The organism is Lutibacter sp. A64 (assembly GCF_022429565.1).
GTDB lineage: Bacteria > Bacteroidota > Bacteroidia > Flavobacteriales > Flavobacteriaceae > Lutibacter.
Genome location: NZ_CP092487.1, coordinates 1,729,739 through 1,747,664 on the forward strand (window position 1 = coordinate 1,729,739; position 17,926 = coordinate 1,747,664).

General features: G+C 30.2%; 12 protein-coding genes. 4 read left to right on the forward strand and 8 right to left on the reverse strand.

What is annotated here, in order from left to right:
- Positions 1–2 precede the first annotated feature (2 nt).
- The 8 genes from MKD41_RS07310 to MKD41_RS07345 all read right to left on the reverse strand — a co-directional run bounded on the left by MKD41_RS07310 (position 3) and on the right by MKD41_RS07345 (position 13,073).
- The gene (locus MKD41_RS07310) at positions 3–2,324 is read right to left on the reverse strand and encodes a glycoside hydrolase family 20 protein (protein WP_240244778.1); all 2,322 of its coding nucleotides are present in this window, start codon (positions 2,322–2,324) and stop codon (positions 3–5) included.
- A 27-nt stretch (positions 2,325–2,351) separates the two neighbouring features.
- Positions 2,352–3,371, reverse strand: coding sequence for a N(4)-(beta-N-acetylglucosaminyl)-L-asparaginase (locus MKD41_RS07315; protein WP_240244779.1), 1,020 nt, complete (start codon positions 3,369–3,371; stop codon positions 2,352–2,354).
- 10 nt (positions 3,372–3,381) lie between these two features.
- Positions 3,382–5,622, reverse strand: coding sequence for a GH92 family glycosyl hydrolase (locus MKD41_RS07320; protein WP_240244780.1), 2,241 nt, complete (start codon positions 5,620–5,622; stop codon positions 3,382–3,384).
- Between the two features lie 6 nt (positions 5,623–5,628).
- Positions 5,629–6,744 carry a putative glycoside hydrolase gene (locus MKD41_RS07325; RefSeq protein ID WP_240244781.1) on the reverse strand — a complete coding sequence of 372 codons (1,116 nt, stop codon included), beginning with the start codon at positions 6,742–6,744 and terminating at the stop codon, positions 5,629–5,631.
- 97 nt (positions 6,745–6,841) lie between these two features.
- A complete protein-coding gene (locus tag MKD41_RS07330) occupies positions 6,842–7,903 on the reverse strand; it encodes a carbohydrate-binding family 9-like protein (protein WP_240244782.1) in 1,062 nt (353 codons plus the stop codon).
- A gap of 10 nt (positions 7,904–7,913) precedes the next feature.
- On the reverse strand, positions 7,914–8,879 hold the full coding sequence (locus MKD41_RS07335; protein ID WP_240244783.1) for a glycoside hydrolase family 130 protein: 966 nt from the start codon (positions 8,877–8,879) through the stop codon (positions 7,914–7,916).
- A gap of 43 nt (positions 8,880–8,922) precedes the next feature.
- Positions 8,923–10,803 carry a sodium:solute symporter family protein gene (locus tag MKD41_RS07340; protein ID WP_240244784.1) on the reverse strand — a complete coding sequence of 627 codons (1,881 nt, stop codon included), beginning with the start codon at positions 10,801–10,803 and terminating at the stop codon, positions 8,923–8,925.
- Between the two features lie 14 nt (positions 10,804–10,817).
- Positions 10,818–13,073, reverse strand: a complete 2,256-nt coding sequence (locus MKD41_RS07345) for a GH92 family glycosyl hydrolase (RefSeq protein WP_371824295.1) — start codon at positions 13,071–13,073, stop codon at positions 10,818–10,820.
- Between the two features lie 137 nt (positions 13,074–13,210).
- On the opposite strand from MKD41_RS07345, the gene MKD41_RS07350 reads away from it, so the two are divergent.
- The 4 genes from MKD41_RS07350 to MKD41_RS07365 all read left to right on the forward strand — a co-directional run bounded on the left by MKD41_RS07350 (position 13,211) and on the right by MKD41_RS07365 (position 17,926).
- Complete coding sequence (locus MKD41_RS07350; RefSeq protein WP_240244785.1) at positions 13,211–14,293, forward strand: sensor histidine kinase; 1,083 nt, start codon at positions 13,211–13,213, stop codon at positions 14,291–14,293.
- Entirely contained in the window at positions 14,290–14,994 is a 705-nt protein-coding gene (locus MKD41_RS07355) for a LytR/AlgR family response regulator transcription factor (RefSeq protein ID WP_240244786.1), read from the forward strand. The genes MKD41_RS07350 and MKD41_RS07355 overlap by 4 nt, the downstream gene beginning before the upstream one ends.
- Positions 14,995–15,076: 82 nt before the next feature.
- Entirely contained in the window at positions 15,077–16,423 is a 1,347-nt protein-coding gene (trkA, locus tag MKD41_RS07360; RefSeq protein ID WP_240228452.1) for a Trk system potassium transporter TrkA, read from the forward strand.
- 3 nt (positions 16,424–16,426) lie between these two features.
- The gene (locus MKD41_RS07365; RefSeq protein ID WP_240244787.1) at positions 16,427–17,926 is read left to right on the forward strand and encodes a TrkH family potassium uptake protein; all 1,500 of its coding nucleotides are present in this window, start codon (positions 16,427–16,429) and stop codon (positions 17,924–17,926) included.

A 17,926-nucleotide genomic window follows, 5' to 3' on the forward strand; every position in this document is an offset into this window, starting at 1 on the left:
TCTTAATCAATTAAAATTTCATCAATAAATAACCAAGTTTCTCCTCCTTCTGGAGTTTGTTTTAAATTAGTTGCAATAACTTTTACAAATTGTGCTTTTTCAGTAGAGAATTCAATTTTAAATTCTTTTAACTCTGAAGTAGCGTTTTTAGCATAAGCTCTTTCTACACTTCCTACTTGCTTATAATTTTCACCATTTAAGGAAACAAATACTTCAATTTTGGTTGGATAATATATTCCAGGCCCTTGATTTTCCATAGAACCTACAATTACATTACTTATTGAAGTTTCTTTTTCTAAGTCTATTACAACCTCCATATCTTTACCTAACCAAGCTTGCCATTGACCATCGTGAAAGTTTTTTGTACCTCTTAACGTATTTACCAAAGTAAAATCTCCCGCTCCTTTATAATTGTTATTATAAATCTCTTTATAAGAAACTTTTTTACCGACAGCTCTATGAAATTTTATAATTTGATTAAATTCTTTTCCAATAGGCTTATTATTTTCAAATAAAGAAGCTTTTAAATTAGTAGTTTCTGTAATTTTAATAGGTTCTACATATTTATTTGAAGAGCTATTTAAATCAGTTCCATCTAATGTATATCTAATATCTGAGTTCGGAAATTCATTTTTCAATATGACCTCAACTGTATTTTCCTCTAGGTTTATTTGAGTATCAGCAGTTACTAGATATGCACTTCTAGCATAATTAATACCTAAAAACTCATACCTAGTAAACATGGTAGTAATTCTATTAGAAAAATCTTCCCAATTACGAGATTCTTTTGGAGACCAAAGCGTTTCAGACAAAGCTGCTAATCTTGGAAAAATCATATATTCTGAATGTGCTTCTGTTTTAATTTGTTCTGCCCATAAATTTGCTTGTCCGCCTAAAATATGTTTTGTTTCATCCTCGGTTAAATCTTCAACAATAGGGTCAAATTCATATACTTTACTTAAAGTTGTATAACCACCCCAAGCTAATGGTTCTTCGTTCTGTGGTCCTTGATAATGATCAAAATAACAATGAGAACCAGGCGTCATAATAACATCATGTCCTTGTTTTGCAGCTTCAACACCACCTTTTACACCTCTCCAACTCATAACCGTTGCTCTAGGAGCCAAACCACCTTCTAAAATTTCATCCCAACCAATTAAATTTTTACCTTTTGAATTGATGAATTTCTCCATTCTTTTTACAAAATAACTTTGTAACTCTTCAACATTTTCAAGTCCTTCGGTTTGCATTCTTTTTTGACAATGTGGACATTTTGTCCAATTGGTTTTTGTTGCTTCATCACCACCAATATGTATGTATTTTGAAGGAAATAACTCCATAACTTCTAACAATACATTTTCTAAAAATTCAAAAGTATTTTCTTTACCTGCACAATAAATTTCAGTTATTGGCCAAACACCTCCAGACGGTACTCCAATTGGTGTTTCAAAACACGATAATTCTGGATAAGAAGCAATAGCACTCATAACGTGTGCTGGCATTTCAATTTCAGGAATTACTTCAATACCATTAGCCGTTGCGTAAGCTACAATTTCTTTAATATCTTCTTGTGTGTAAAAACCACCATATGTAGCTTCATCTTCAGCAGTAGTAACTCTTCGAGCATCCCAATGTAAATCTTCTTGATCTAATCTAAACGCTCCTACTTCTGTTAATTTTGGATATTTTTTTATTTCAATTCTCCAACCTTGATCGTCTACCAAATGTAAATGCAATACATTCATTTTATGCATTGTCAAACGATCTATCGTTTTTTTTATGTATTCTTTTTTAAAAAAATGACGTGAAACATCTAAATGAAGCCCTCTATATTTAAAACGAGGTTGATCTTTAATTTCAACTGCAGGAACAATCCAATCAATAGTTGAAACTAATTCTTTACTTTCAATTTCTACAGGTAATAGCTGTTTTAACGTTTCTAAACCATATAAAAATCCATTATTACTGCTTGCGCTAACAATTATTTTATTGCTATTTATTGATAGTTGATAGGCTTCATTTTCAAGTTCTGAATTCGTTAAAAATTGTATGTAATTTTCACTTGGTACTTCTTCAATAATTTGAAGGTTAAATCCAATAGCTAATCCTATTTTATCGCTAAATTGTTTAGCAATCTCTTTTTGAAAAGCATTTGTTACAACAATTTGTGTGTTTTCAGTAAACTCAAATACACCTTGTTGTAAGTCTAATTCCATAGGTTTTGGAATTATATGAATATCACTTTCAACAAAAACCTTAGGCTTTGAACACGAAGCAATAGCAGCTAAGAGTAATACTAGTAAAAACGTTTTAATTAGTTTCATTTTATTAGCTTTTTAGTAGAACTATTTTTAATTATCCCAAGACATTTTAAATTGTGCATCTTCCATTCTATTCCCTTTTTCTTCATCGTAAACTGCATAATTAAATCCAGAACGCAAACTATAACCTGCGTGTTCTCCATTTTTATTTACAGCAATAAACCCAACTTGTAAATATTCCATATCCTTATGATTTTTATGCTTATTATAAATGCGTTCTACAATTTCTTTACAAGCTTCAAAAGGCGATTTACCTTGTCGCATTAATTCTACAACCATAGCACTTCCGGCTGTTCTAATTACAGCCTCACCTAAACCTGTAGCAGCTGCTGCCCCAACTTCATTATCTAAGAATAATCCTGCACCAATAATTGGAGAATCTCCTACTCTACCATGCATTTTCCAAGCTGCTCCACTTGTAGTACAGCCTCCAGAAATATTACCATCCTCATCCACTACTAACATGGATATTGTATCGTGATTTTCAAAATTTATTACTGGTTTGTATTTAGATTCTTCTATCCATTTTTTCCAATCTTTTTCTGCTGCTACAGTAAGTAAATTTTCTTCAACAAAACCTTCTGAAAGCGCAAATTGAAGTGCTCCTTTACCTGATAACATTACGTGAGGTGTATTTTGCAATACTCTTTTTGCTACTGAAATTGGATGTTTTATACCTTGTAAAAATGCTACAGAACCACAATCGCTGTTATGATCCATAATACAAGCATCTAAAGTTACTTTTCCTTCTCTATCTGGAAAACCTCCATAACCAACGCTTCTTACCTTTGGGTCAGCTTCAGGAATTTTCATTCCTGCTTCAATAGCATCTAATGCTGGTTTTCCATTTTTTAATTGCTTCCAAGTTGCTTCATTTGCCGGTAAACCGTGATTCCAAGTAGAAATAATTAATGGTTTTTTTTGGTTCTTAACCGCAACTTTTTCAGAAGTATCCCCTTCCTTTTCTGTAAGCTCTTTACAGCTTAAAACGGTACTAATTCCTAAGGTACCTAATGCTGCTTTTTTTATAAAATCTCTTCTTTGTGACATACTCTTGGGTTTAATTGTACACTTTAGAACTTAAAGCCATGGTGTTTTTAGAATTTTTAATAGGAAGATTTCCCATTGTAAAAATCAGTTTTCCACCATTCATAATTTCTTTATGTGTAATATAATTTTGTTCAATTATTTTACCATTTAACTCTATAGATTGAATGTATATATTTTCTGAACTATTATTTTTAGCTTCAACAGTAAATATGTTTCCATTTTCTAAATTTAAACTTGCTGCATCAACATTTGGCGAACCAAAAGCATAAACTCCCTGTGCCGGATTTACAGGATAAAAACCTAAAGCACTAAACACATACCAAGACGACATTTGTCCACAATCTTCGTTACCACAATGCCCATTTGGTTCATTTTTATATTGAGTTTCTAAAATTTCACGCACTAACTCTTGTGTTTTCCAAGGTTTTTCAATGTAGTTGTACAAATATGCCACGTGGTGACTAGGCTCGTTACCATGTGCGTATTGTCCAATCATTCCAGTACTAAAAATTGGTAATTTATCTTCAGGAAGTGGATTTAAAGAAAACATGGTATCTAATTTCTTTTCAAACAAATCATTACCTCCAATAATTTTAGTTAAACCTTCTACATTATGTTGTACAGACCAGAAATACTGCCAAGCGTTACTTTCACAAAAATAAGGTGAATATTCTTTTGGAATAAACTCTTTTACAAATTCTCCGTTCTTTAATTTAGGACGCATAAATGTACTTTGCGCATCATATACATTTTTCCAATTTTCAGAACGTTTTAAAAATGTATTGTAAGCTTCTGTTTTACCTAATGCTTTTGCAAATTGTGCAATACACCAATCATCGTATGCGTATTCTAGTGTTTTAGAAACCGACCAATTTTCGTGATGTTCGCCTACAGGCACATATCCAAGTTCCATATACTCATCAATTTGTCTAGAATTATCTGTTGCACTTGCAACACAAGCTTTAAAAGCTAATTCGCTATCAAAATTTTTAATTCCTTTAAAATAAGCATCTACAATAACAGGAACGGCATGGTAACCAATCATCATATTTGTTTCGTTTCCTTGCATAGACCATACTGGTAATAACCCAGTTTCTTTATAATGTGCTAATAAAGATTGAATCATATCCGAAGTTCTTTCTGGATGTAAAATGGTGTATAATGGATGTGCTGCACGGTATGTATCCCAGAGTGAAAAAGTATCATATCTATCAAAATCAACTGCTTTTGCAATACTATCATTCGCTCCTTTATAGTTTGAATTGTAATCGCTTAACAAGGTTGGCGCTAACATAGATTGATACAACATTGTATAAAAAATATGTTTTTTAGTAGTATCTGCTGTTGAAATTTGAATTTTTTGAAGTTCATTTTCCCATATTTCTTCAGCTTTAAATCTAATTTCATCAAAATTAAAATCAAGAGCTTCAATAGTTAATGACTTATGGGCTCCTTCAATACTTGCAGAAGAAACACCCGTTTTTAAAACAATTTGTTCTGCTTCTTCTGTTTTATAATTTAAAACAATTCTTGTATTTACAGCTGTAACTGGAGAAGTTGTTAATGAATTGTTTTTAAAAACTTGATATGATTCAAAAGGTTTAGACAGTTTAATTACAAAATATACACGTTGATCTTTTGCCCAACCTTTAGATTTTCTATACCCTTCAATAGTAGTATCATCAATTACATTTATATAAGTATCCATGGGTTTATCCCAATTTAATGCGTAGCCTAAATCTATATTAATTTGACTAGCATCATCTTTTGGAAATGTATATCTATGTACCCCAGTTCTTTTGGTAGCTGTTAATTCAGCTTTAATTTCATAATCTAACAAATCAACCGAATAATAACCCGGAGAAGCGGTTTCTTTATTATGAGAAAAACTTGAAAAAGGCTTAAAACTATTTTCTTTAATTCTTTTTGAAAATTTACTATTTGTTGGCATTACCAAAATATCGTATAAATCTCCAGCTCCTGTTCCAGGTAAATGCATATGTGAAAATCCAGAAATAATAGAGTCTTGATAATAATAACCTGCAATTCTATCCCACCCAGGAATACCAATATCCGGACTTAATTGAACCATTCCAAAAGGAACGGTTGCCCCTGGATATGTATTTCCAGGGCCATCTGTACCAATAAAAGGATTTACATATTCTATTAATTTTTCAGGTTTAGTTACTTTATCTGTACAGCTACCCAATAAAGTTAAAAAAACGATGCATATAAGTCCAAACTGCCTCATAAATTATTATTTTAAACTTTCTTTAGTTTCTTTAATTGCTTTTAAATATTCTTCAGTTATTGCCGGACCATCGAAAAAAGTAACTCCTTTTGCTCCATTATCTTTTGCTAAATGAATTGCTTGTTTTAACTCGTCAACAGATTTAAATGCTGGAATAAAAACCCCTGTATTTACACCAATTCCTTTATCTTTTACATCATCAACACCTTGTTTTGTAGCAAAACCAACCCAATCTACCTCTTCGTTATAAAATCCGTGATAAATCATAGGGTATACTTCATTAATTGTCCATTTATCCCAACGTTGACGCACCATATGGTCTGCCATTTCTGGATAAGGGAAAACCGCTGCCGTTAAATTTTTATTGTACTTATGAACAATTTCATAAGCATCGTTTACCACATCTCTTACTGCATTTAAACGAAATTGTTTCCATTCCATATCAATATCGGTATTTTCAATATTTCTTGGATTTTTATGATGTATTTTTTCAAACTTACTTACACACACGTCACAATAACAAAAATCGAATTCTGGTAATTCTTCATCTTGAACTAAATCGTATTTAGGTAATAAACCTATTGGTAAAAAAATATCTGAAAAACGAATATAATCTAAATGTACACTTTCAATTCCATCTACTTTAGCCAAACCTTCAACTAAACTTAAAACGTGGTTACGAGATTCTTCTCTAGTTGGACATAACCATTGGTAGTACCCTACATAAGGACGTGTATCGTAACAAGATTTTCCTTCTCTACTTACAGCATACCATTCTGGGTGTTGCATTGCAATACTATCTCCAGGGCGATTCATTGCCATAATCCAAGCATGAACTTTTAGTCCATTTTCGGTTGCAATTGGCGTAATTCTTTTTAATAATTCTGGATCTGTTCCTGTATTTATTAATACCTCATCAATACCAGCAGATTTATACTTTTTAAATTCTTTTGCGTACTCATCATTCGCTTTTTCTTTACTAGCTGAAATCCAAACCCCAAATTCAAAAGGGTTATCAGTTACAATGCCTTCTGAAGTTGATGCATCTGTTTTTTCTTTTGTGGTTTCACAAGAAAAAATAGTTATTATCAAGACGAAAAATAATAGTTTGTGTAGTTTCATATGTTAATATTTATTGATTTTAATTAGTCATATGTAATTCGCATTTCGACATTGGCGTTTACAACCAAATTTCGGTCATGCTCATTTCATAATAAATTTAATTTGAAATAATTTTACCGTTTTCTTTAATAGTTAATGTTTTTTTTGTAAAAGGGCTTTTTACTGAAATATTATAACCCGTTTTATGATTTTCTAGAGTTGGCTGTAATGTTTTATGATTTACAATAATTGCTTTATTAGTTAAACTATCTATTGTTGTTGCCCAAGTATTGTATTTTTCTCTGTAGTTTCTTTGTGCTTTATATAAATTATATAATTGCTGTTTTATGCTATCATCTTGAGGAATTGTAAATGTATCATTTGAGCCCACCTCTTTTGAAGAAAAATAAACATAACCCCATTTTTCAGGTTCGTGCATATTTATAACACCTTGTGGAGACCATACCCAATTGTATTCGTGCAATAATTTACCATCAGCATCCTCTTTTCTTTGATATTTTCCATCTTCCAACTGAAAATCCCAATTAACTCTTGAAAAATTAACTCTCCAATGTTTATTTTCAGGTACATTATTTTCGAAATAAGATTTTTTATAAGCTTTCCAAGGAATTGCCAATTCTAAAGTCCATCCTTTATCTTTATCTGTTGAATTGTTTAAAGTACCATCTACATTTACGGCAGATTTTAATCCTGTTAAGGTCCAATCATTTAACACAACATTTTGCTCTCTGTAAGGTTTTGTAATAAATAAATCCCACACAGTATTTAATGCATTAATTTCCAATTCGTAATAATTAAACGTATCACCGTCTGGATCTATAAAAACTTCAAAATCGTTATTATGAAAAATAATGGCATCGTGTTCTGTAATATCTGCCCAAACATGTGGTTCTTCCATTTTTGCTAAAATGTAAAAGTACATTTCATCCCACATCATTTTAACCTGTGTTTTGTAAGTTGGTTCTTTTACACCTTCAATATCTATAAAAGTATCGGACCATGCTATTTTACTCCAAGAAGTTTCTGTTGCCAGACCATCAACTTTAATAGTTTCAGAAGTTTTGTAAGCTACATAACTTTTAGGAACATTATTTTTTGATTGCGCACAACTCACTACTGTAAATAAGCAACAGGCAATAACTAATTTGGTAAATTTCATATTTAAAATTTTATAAACTGTTCTCTTTTGTGTATTTAATTAGTTCACTTATTTTTCCAAAAGCCATAGCTACAACTGTATCTGCAGCTCCATAATATACCGCTAACTTATCTTCTTTAATATCATGCAAAGCTGCACATGGAAATACTACATTTGGCACATCACCAACTTGTTCGTAATTTACATGAGGACCTAACAAATAAGGTTGTGTTCTATATGTTACTTGGTCTGGTTTATGTTCATCTAAAATGGCAGCTCCCATTGCATATCTAAATCCATTGCAAGTATTTATTACACCATGGTATAACATTAACCAACCTTCTTCAGTTAAAATAGGAATTGGTCCTGCTCCAATTTTTGTGCATTGCCATGCGCTATCTTCAAAAGGTGTTGGTTTCATTACCAATCTATGCTCTCCCCAATATTTCATATCTGGACTATAACTAATCCAAATATCTCCAAAAGGTGTATGTCCGTTATCACTTGGGCGGCTTAACATGGCATATTTTCCATTTATTTTTTGTGGAAATAATACACCATTTCTGTTAAAAGGTAAATAAGCATTTTCACATTGAAAAAATTCAACAAAATCGAATGTATAACCAATACCAATTGTAGGTCCATTATAACCGTTACACCAAGTAATCCAATACCTATCTTCAATAAAAACAACACGTGGATCGTATTTATAATCAGAATCTATCATTTCGGTATTTCCAGCTTGCATCTCTATTGGTTCGTGATTAATATCCCAGTCAATTCCATTTTTACTAAAACCTGCAAAAATATTCATTTGAACTGCTTTATTATCACATCTAAAAACACCAGCAAAACCATCTTTAAAAGGCACCACTGCACTATTAAAAATACTATTAGAGCTTGGTATTTGGTCTCTTTTTATAATTGGATTTTCTGTATATCTCCAAATTACATCAGTACTATCTTTAGGTTTATCTTGCCAAGGTATTGTATTCACTATATTGTATATTTTAAAGTTTATTTATTTTATTTTCAACTATTTAGTTAGGTAATTTTCTAACACGATCTAACCAAGTAAATTTAAGTATTATGGATGTGATAATAAAAACAACCAAAGATATCCACATTTTTGGGTAATCTCTAATCATTAAATAAATTGGCAATACAATCATACTCGATTGCCAAATAATTCCAATGGCACAATTCATCATATCTAACCAAAATTCTGAATTTTTTTCAGCTGTTTTATCATCTTTTTTTAATTCATTTAAAACGGGTTTCCAAAATCCCCAAGGATGTACATTTTTATAAAATGATTTTAGCACTTCCATATTTGTTGGAGCACTTAAATACGTTCCTAAAAAAGAACCCAACAACGAAAAACCAAATATAATTGGAAATAAATAAATAGCTGAAATATTAGATAAATCATAAAGCATTGAACCTTCTGTAAAATTACCCTTATTTTGATCTAATAAAAACTGCAAACTAGCAATAATTAAACCGGCTAACATTCCCCAAAAGTATCCCCAACCGTTAAAGCGCCACCAAATCCACTTTAAAAAATTTGCTGCTACATAACCACCAAAAAGTGCACTTGTAATCCACAATGTTAACGAGTTAATCGAATCTGCAAAAAAGCCCATAAAAACTCCTAAACCTACCACTATAAATGAAGCAATATGACTTGCTTTTACATAATGTTTATCGGTGGCTTCTGGCTTAAAATATTTTTTATAAATATCGTTTACAATATATGCAGGCCCTGCATTTACAAAGGCTGAAAAAGTTGACATAAATGCTGCTAACAATCCAGCTAACAACAGTCCTTTAATACCTACTGGTACATGAAAATTAATAACTCTAGGTAAAATAATTTCTAAATCTGCTCCTGTTAAATTTGGATTAGCGATCATTTCAGGAGCCAATACAACTAAGGCAATAACAACAACTCCTCCGATTAATAAATACCTTGGAATAAATAATATTAAATTTGTAAAACCAGCCATATACGCAGCCTCTTTAACCGTTTTTGTTGATAAAATACGTTGCATATCAAAACTAGGAGTTGGACCAGCAATACTTGCAAAAAATCCTTTAAATAAACTCATTCCAATTAAAGCACCAAACATTTTATAACCTTCAGAATCGACTAAATCGTTAAAAGCTTGGTATTTTGAACTATCCCAATGTGTATCTAATTCCCAACCAAAAAAGACATTTTTCCATTCGGATGTAATTACACTATTTATTTCTACATCACTAAATGCAAAAAAAGCATACCCCGCCACTAACACACCTGCAATTACCATAATACCGTATTGTAAAACTTCAGTAGCTACAACAGAAAACATTCCTCCTTTTATGGTATAAATTGTTGTAAGAAAAATAATAATTAAAGCATACGATTGTTCTGAATTAAAAAGGATAGAATTTCCTATTTGCAAGGTAAAATCCCAAGGTAAAATAACAGTCATAAACTTACCAACACCTTCAAAAAAGTAAGCTATAAAACCAATTGCTGCAACTACGGCAAAAATTGCCACAATTTTATGAGAAGCTCTACCAGCCTTATCATCTCCAAAACGAGTTAAAATCCATTCGGAACCTGTCATAATATTAGACCTTCGTATCCAAACGGCTAAAAACATCATTATAAAAATTTGATTCCAAATTGGCCACAACCACATTAACATAAAACTTTTAGCTCCGTAAAGAAAAAGCCAACCTACCATTAATGCTGTTCCCGAAATATCAAACATTCCAGAACCGTTACTTAAACCTAGAAAATACCATTTAATATTATTTCCTCCTAAAAAATAGGAATTTAAACCTTTTGATGCTTTTTTAGATACCCAAATCCCCACAAAAAGTGTTAGTAAAACGTAAATCGCAATTATTGATGCGTCAATTATATTCATCCTTATTAATATTCTTAATTAGTGATTCCCCAATTTTTATTTGGAGTATTTCCCATTACAAATTGAAGTGTACCACCTTGTAGAATTTGTTTATGGCTTATTGAAGTACTATTAAATACTTTTCCATTTAATGTAGCTGATTGAATATATATATTCTCATCTGAAACATTTTCTGCTTTTATTGTAAATGAAATATCTTCAGAAATTTTAATTGTTGAAGATTTAAATAATGGACTTCCTATTTGATACTCTCCAGAAGCTGGACTGTATGGATATAACCCCATAGAACTAAATATGTACCATGCCGACATTTGTCCGCAATCTTCATTTCCACTTAAACCATCTGGAGTTGTATTGTATTGTGTTTTTAGTATTTCGCGCACCCAATATTGCGTTTTCCAAGGTTTATTTGCATAATTGTACATATATGCAATATGATGACTTGGTTCATTTCCGTGTGCATATTGTCCTATTAAACCCGTAATATCTGCCGAAACATTATCTCCTGTAATTTCTGAAGACTCTGTAAATAGCTGCTCTAATTTATCTGTAAATTTATCTTCGTCACCATGTAATTTAATTAGGTTTTCAACATCATGCAAAACAAACCAACTATGTTGCCAAGCATTACCTTCTGTATATTCTGCATGCACTCTATGTGCTGAATATTTTGGATCGAATGGTTCTTTCCAAGCATCACCTTTTGCATTTTTACCACGCATAAAACCTGTTTCTGAGTCGTATAAATATTGGTATGCTTTAGAACGATTTAGAAAATACGTGTAATCTTCTTCCTTACCCAATTCTTTGGCTATTTGAGCTACACACCAATCGTTATAAGCAAATTCTAAGGTTATTGTAACAGATTCATCTAATAAATCGTGAGGAATATATCCGTATTTTTTATAATATTCTAAACCTCTATCATCTTGCATCATTGTGGTTTTCATAGCTTCATAAGCTTTATTTATATCAAAACCTTTAATACCTTTTACATAAGCTTCAGCAATTACTGGAATTGAGTGATAACCTGTCATGGTATTGGTTTCATTTCCATATAAGGTCCAAACTGGTAATTTTTTATTTGTTTGGTAATATTCTAACATTGTATTTATAATGTCTGAAACTTTATCTGGAGCTAAAAATGTTAATAAAGGTTGTTCTGCTCTAAACGTATCCCAAAGAGATAATGTTGAATATGCCGTATAATCATCGGCTTTTATAATTTCATCGTTTTCTTTTCTAAATTCATTATTTACATCGCTAAAAGTAACGGGAGCAACTTGCGTATGATACAATGCTGTATAAAAAATTGTTTTTAAATCTTCATTATCTGTCTCAATGGTGATATTAGATAAATTTTTATTCCAAATTTTAGAAGACTCATTTTTAACCGATTCAAAATCAATTATTTCTTTTGATAAATTTTCTAAAGCATTAGCTTCACTAACTGATGAAACAGCTACTTTCACCAAAAGTTCATTAGTATTTTCTGAATTAAAAAAGAGTTGTGCAAAAGCTTTTTCACCTTCAACAGTAGTTACATTACTTTTATAAGCACCATCATTTACCAATTGATATGTTTTTATTGGTTTAGAAAATTGTGCAACAAAAAACACTTTTTGATTTTTTGCCCAACCCGTAGAATGTCTATAACCCGAAATGGTGTTTTCATCTATTATAGTTATTTTTGAAGCCGTTGTTTTATCCCAATTAATAGCAAAACCTAAATCAATTATTACAGATTGTTCATCTTTTTCTGCAAAAGTATATTTATGGTAAGCAGTTCTTAAACTAGATGTTAATTCTACTTTTATATCAAAATCTTTTAACTTTACGCTATAATATCCAGGCGAAGCATTTTCTTGATTATGAGAATATAAAGATTTATAAGGAATATCATCTCTTGTTTTAACTTCTGCAGCTAAATCTACCTTTTTATTTATTGGCATTAAACGGATATCTGCTAAATCTCCAATTCCTGTTCCGCTTAAATGCAGATGGCTAAAACCAATAGTTATAGAATCTGAATAATGATATCCTGAACACCAATCCCAACTAGAAATTCCATTATCTGGACTAACTTGTAACATACCAAAAGGCACAGTTGCACCAGGGTAAGTATGTCCGTGTCCACCAGTACCAATAAAAGGATCAACAAACTTTGTAAGGTTTATTTGAGGTGTTTTCGTCGCTTCACTTTTAGAATTTTCACAAGAACTAATTCCTAATAAAATTCCTATTAAACAAAGTAGTTGTAGTTGCTTCATTTTCATCATTTCTCAAATTTTAATTTTTGTAATTTTAAATTTAGTTATAAATATTACTTATTTTAGTCATTTTGAAAAAAAAATTAGACGTACTACACATAAACAAGGTTAAACATTAAAAAAAGTTAAAAAAAACAATGTCGGTAACAAATTATAAAGCCACATCAATTTCATCTAAAATTCAAGAAATATCTTTAAGACATCATATAATATTTTGGTCTTTATATTTTATTTTTAACACATTCCGTTGGGGAAGTTATTTTGATGATTACCTATATTCTCTAAAAACAAACCTTATTGGCTTTCCAATACACATGACATTAAGTTATTTAAATGTATATGTATTTATGCCTAATTTTATATTTAAAAAAAAATACTTAACCTATATTACCTTACTTGTACTGTCTCTTTTTACCATGTTACTTGTAAAGTTTAATTTAACATATTACTTAGTAAGTGAAAATGTTTGGCCTGAAGGAACCGAAGTTATTAGCAAGTTAACCTTAAATTATTCTATAGATATGATGATTGGTGAACTGTATGTAATTACGTTTGTTACTGCAATTAAAATTACCATGGATTGGCTAAAGGAACATAAAAGAGTTACGGATTTAGAAAAAACACAACTAGAAACCGAATTATTATTTTTACGAACTCAAATTTCTCCTCATTTCTTTTTTAATACCTTAAACAATATTTATTCACTTTCTTTAGAGAACTCTAAAAAAACACCAAAAATAATTCTGAAACTATCAGAGTTAATGCGTTATTTTTTATATGAAACAAAAAAAAGTAAGCAAACTTTAGAAAAAGAAATTATTAGCATTCAAAATTATTTAGACTTAGAGCGTATTAGATTTGATAATAATTTAGAAGTAAATATGACTATTTCTGGAGATATATCAAACAAAAAAATTGCTCCAATGCTATTACTTTCCTTTATTGAAAACGCATTTAAACACGGTGCAAACAAAAATATAGGTAAAACTAAAATTGATATTGATTTTTTAATTAAAGATGATTTTCTTTACTTTACAATATCAAACCCAATACCAACTACAACAACACAGAAACAACATCAAGAAAAAACTACAGGTGGAATTGGTTTAGAAAATGTAAAAAAAAGGTTAGCTTTGGGTTATCAAAAAAAAGAATACAATTTAAATATTGAACAAAAAAACAATTTATTTATAGTGGCTCTTAAAATTAAACTAAAATGAAAACAACCTGCGTTATAATTGATGATGAACCCCTAGCAATAAATGTTATAAAAAATCATTTAAAAGAATTTAATGATATAGAGTTAATAAAAACTTTTACTAACGCTGTTGAAGCTTTATCTTTTTTTAAAAATAATGCGGTTGATCTTATTTTTTTAGATATAAATATGCCATTATTAGATGGTTTAAATTTTATAAAATCCCTAGAAAAAAAACCTCTTATAATTATTACAACAGCACATATTGAATATGCTGTAGAATCTTACGAATTAGATGTTTTAGATTATTTGGTAAAACCTATTCCATTTCCAAGATTTGTAAAAGCAATAAACAAAGTTTCTAAAAATTTAGAAAAACAAACAGTAAACAAACAACAACCTGAAAAACCATATTTTTTTATCAAAATTGATAAAAAGAAAATGAAAAAAATCTATTTAGATGAAATTTTAGTTATTGAAAGTTTAAAAGACTATTTAAAAATAACCACTGTTGACAATAGATTTATTATACACCAAACCCTTTCAAGTTTTACCAAACAACTACCTCAAGATAACTTTATACGCATACATAGATCTTATACAATTGCTATTGATAAAATTGATACTATAGAAGGAAATAGTGTTGAAATAGCTGGAGTTAGATATCCTTTTGGAAGAACTTATTGCGAAGAAGTAAAAAATAAAATTTTAAATTTATATTAAATTAACTTTATTAACTGATTTTAATGTCTAAAATCAATATTTTGAAAATAAGATATAATATCTTTGCATTAAATTTTAAGTCATGAAAATTATTATTGCTGGCGCTGGAGATGTTGGATTTCATTTAGCAAAGCTTCTTTCTTTTGAAGCTCAAGATATTTATTTAATTGATACCGATATTGAAAAACTAGAATATGCAAGTAATCATATTGATGTAATTACAAAAAAAGGTGACGCAACTTCAATTAAGCTACTAAAAGAAATTAATATAGATAAAGCCGATATTTTTTTAGCGGTAACAGAATCTCAAAATACAAACTTTACAATTGCTGTTTTAGCAAAAAAATTAGGTGTTAAAAAAACTATTGCCAGAATTTCTAATCACGAATTTACTCAAAGTTCTGAAATAGATTTTTCTGAAATTGGTATAGATAGCATGATTTCTCCTGGGGAATTAGCTGCAGATGAAATTAAAATGCTCCTAAATCAATCTGCTTTTAATGATACTATTCAATTTGAAAATGGTACCTTAAATATTTTAGGAAGCACTCTGGAATATAATTCACCTTTAATTAACCTAACAGTACAAGAAGCTAGAAAAAAATTTCACGATATAGAATTTATAACCATTGCTATAAAACCAGAAAACAGTAATGAAACAATAATTCCTAGAGGAAATACTGTATATCATGCTGGCGATCAAATTTATTTTTCAACACCAAAAGAAAGTATAAAAAACCTTTACAAATTAATGGGAAAAACCCAATTTGGAGTAAAACATGTAATGATTTTAGGTGGTGGAAAAATTGGAGTAAAAGCGGCACGAAACTTATGCGATAATAAATTTAATATTAAATTACTTGAAATTAATAAAACACGTGCAAAAGAAGTTGCTGAAAAGCTACCCAATGCATTAATTATTAAAGGAGACGGACGTGATGTTGAGCTTTTAGAAGAAGAAAATATTTCTGAAATGGATGCCTTTATAGCCGTAACAGGAAACTCGGAAACAAATATAATGTCGTGTTTAGTTGCAAAATCTAAAGGGGTTAAAAAAACCATTGCTTTGGTTGAAAACATGGACTACATCAATATTTCACAAACCATTGGAATTGACACCCTTATAAATAAAAAACTATTAGCTGCAAGTGCTATTTTTAAACACGTTAGAAAAGGAGATGTTTTAAAACTAGCCAACTTACATAATGTAGATGCAGAAGTTTTAGAATTTAGAGTAAAAGAAAATTCATCCGTTACAAAAAAACTAGTAAAAGACATAAATATTACCAAAAAAGCTGTTTTTGGTGGTGTTATTAGAAATGGTGTAGCGCATATGACTTTTGGAGATTTTCAAATATTAGCTGGAGACAAAGCAGTTGTTTTCTGCCTACCAGAAGCTATTCATAAAGTAGAAAAATTGTTTAACTAATTCATGAAAGGTCTTAATTTAAAAATTATTATTAGTTTTTTAGGATTAACTTCTATGTTAAACGGAGCATTTATGCTTTTTGCCGTTCCTTTTAGCATGTATTATGGAGAATCTGAAAAATGGGGAATACTACAAGCAGGATTATTAACTATTTTTATTGGATTTATCATATGGTTTTTTAATAGAAATGCAAAAAAAAATCTTGGAAAAAAAGAAGGTTATTTAATTGTTACTTTAGGATGGCTTATGCTAACCTTAACAGGAACATTACCCTATGTTTTTACGAACACCATACCGGTTTATACCAACGCTTTTTTTGAAACAATTTCTGGATATTCAACAACAGGATCTTCTATTTTAACCGATATAGAATCTATGCCAAAAGGAATTTTATTTTGGCGAAGTGCAACACATTGGATTGGTGGTATGGGAATTATTGTTTTAACAGTTGCAATATTACCTTTATTAGGAATTGGAGGAATGCAGTTATTTATGGCTGAAGCACCTGGACCCTCAGCAGACAAAATGCATCCTAGAATTACAGAGACAGCAAAAAGACTTTGGATAATTTATTTTATTTTAACCTTCACAGAATTTTTTCTTTTAAAAATTGCTGGAATGACTTGGTTTGATGCTATAAATCACGCCATGGCAACTATGAGTACTGGTGGTTTTTCAACAAAAAATACAAGTGTTGCTTATTATGATTCTTCACCCATAATTCAGTATATAATTATTATTTTTATGTTTATTGCTGGTGCAAATTTTGTACTCTCCTATTTTGCTCTAAAAGGAAAAATTAGAAAAGTTTTTAAGAGTGAAGAGTTTAAATATTACCTGTTCGGAACAATTATAGCTACCCTATTAATTACGTTTTTAATTGTAAACCATCAAGATGCAAATTTACAAACTAGCTTAAACCATACCTACCCTTGGGGTGTAACAGAAAATGCTTTTAGACATGCTGCATTTTCGGTAGTTTCTGTATTAACTACAACTGGTTTTGTTTCTGCCGATTTTACAATGTGGAATTCTATGGTAACTGCCATTATTTTCTCATTATTTTTTATAGGTGGTTCCGCTGGGTCAACAAGTGGTGGAATAAAAATAGTTAGACATATAATAATGATAAAAAGTAGTTTTTATGAATTCAAAAAATTATTACATCCAAATGCTATAATCCCCGTAAGATACGATGGAGCAAGCATACCTAAATCCATTATTTATAACATATTATCTTTTTTTGTATTATACATGTTAATATTTATTGGAAGCAGCTTATTATTAACCTTTATGGGCTTAGATTTTCAATCAGCTATGGGTGCTGCAGCTTCTTCATTGGGGAATATTGGTCCCGCTATTGGTTCAGTAAGTCCTGTAGATAATTTTGCCCATCTAACAATTTCTGCTAAATGGATGTGTTCTTTTTTAATGCTAATTGGTAGGTTAGAATTATTTACTGTACTTATTTTATTTACACCTTTCTTTTGGAGAAAATGTTAA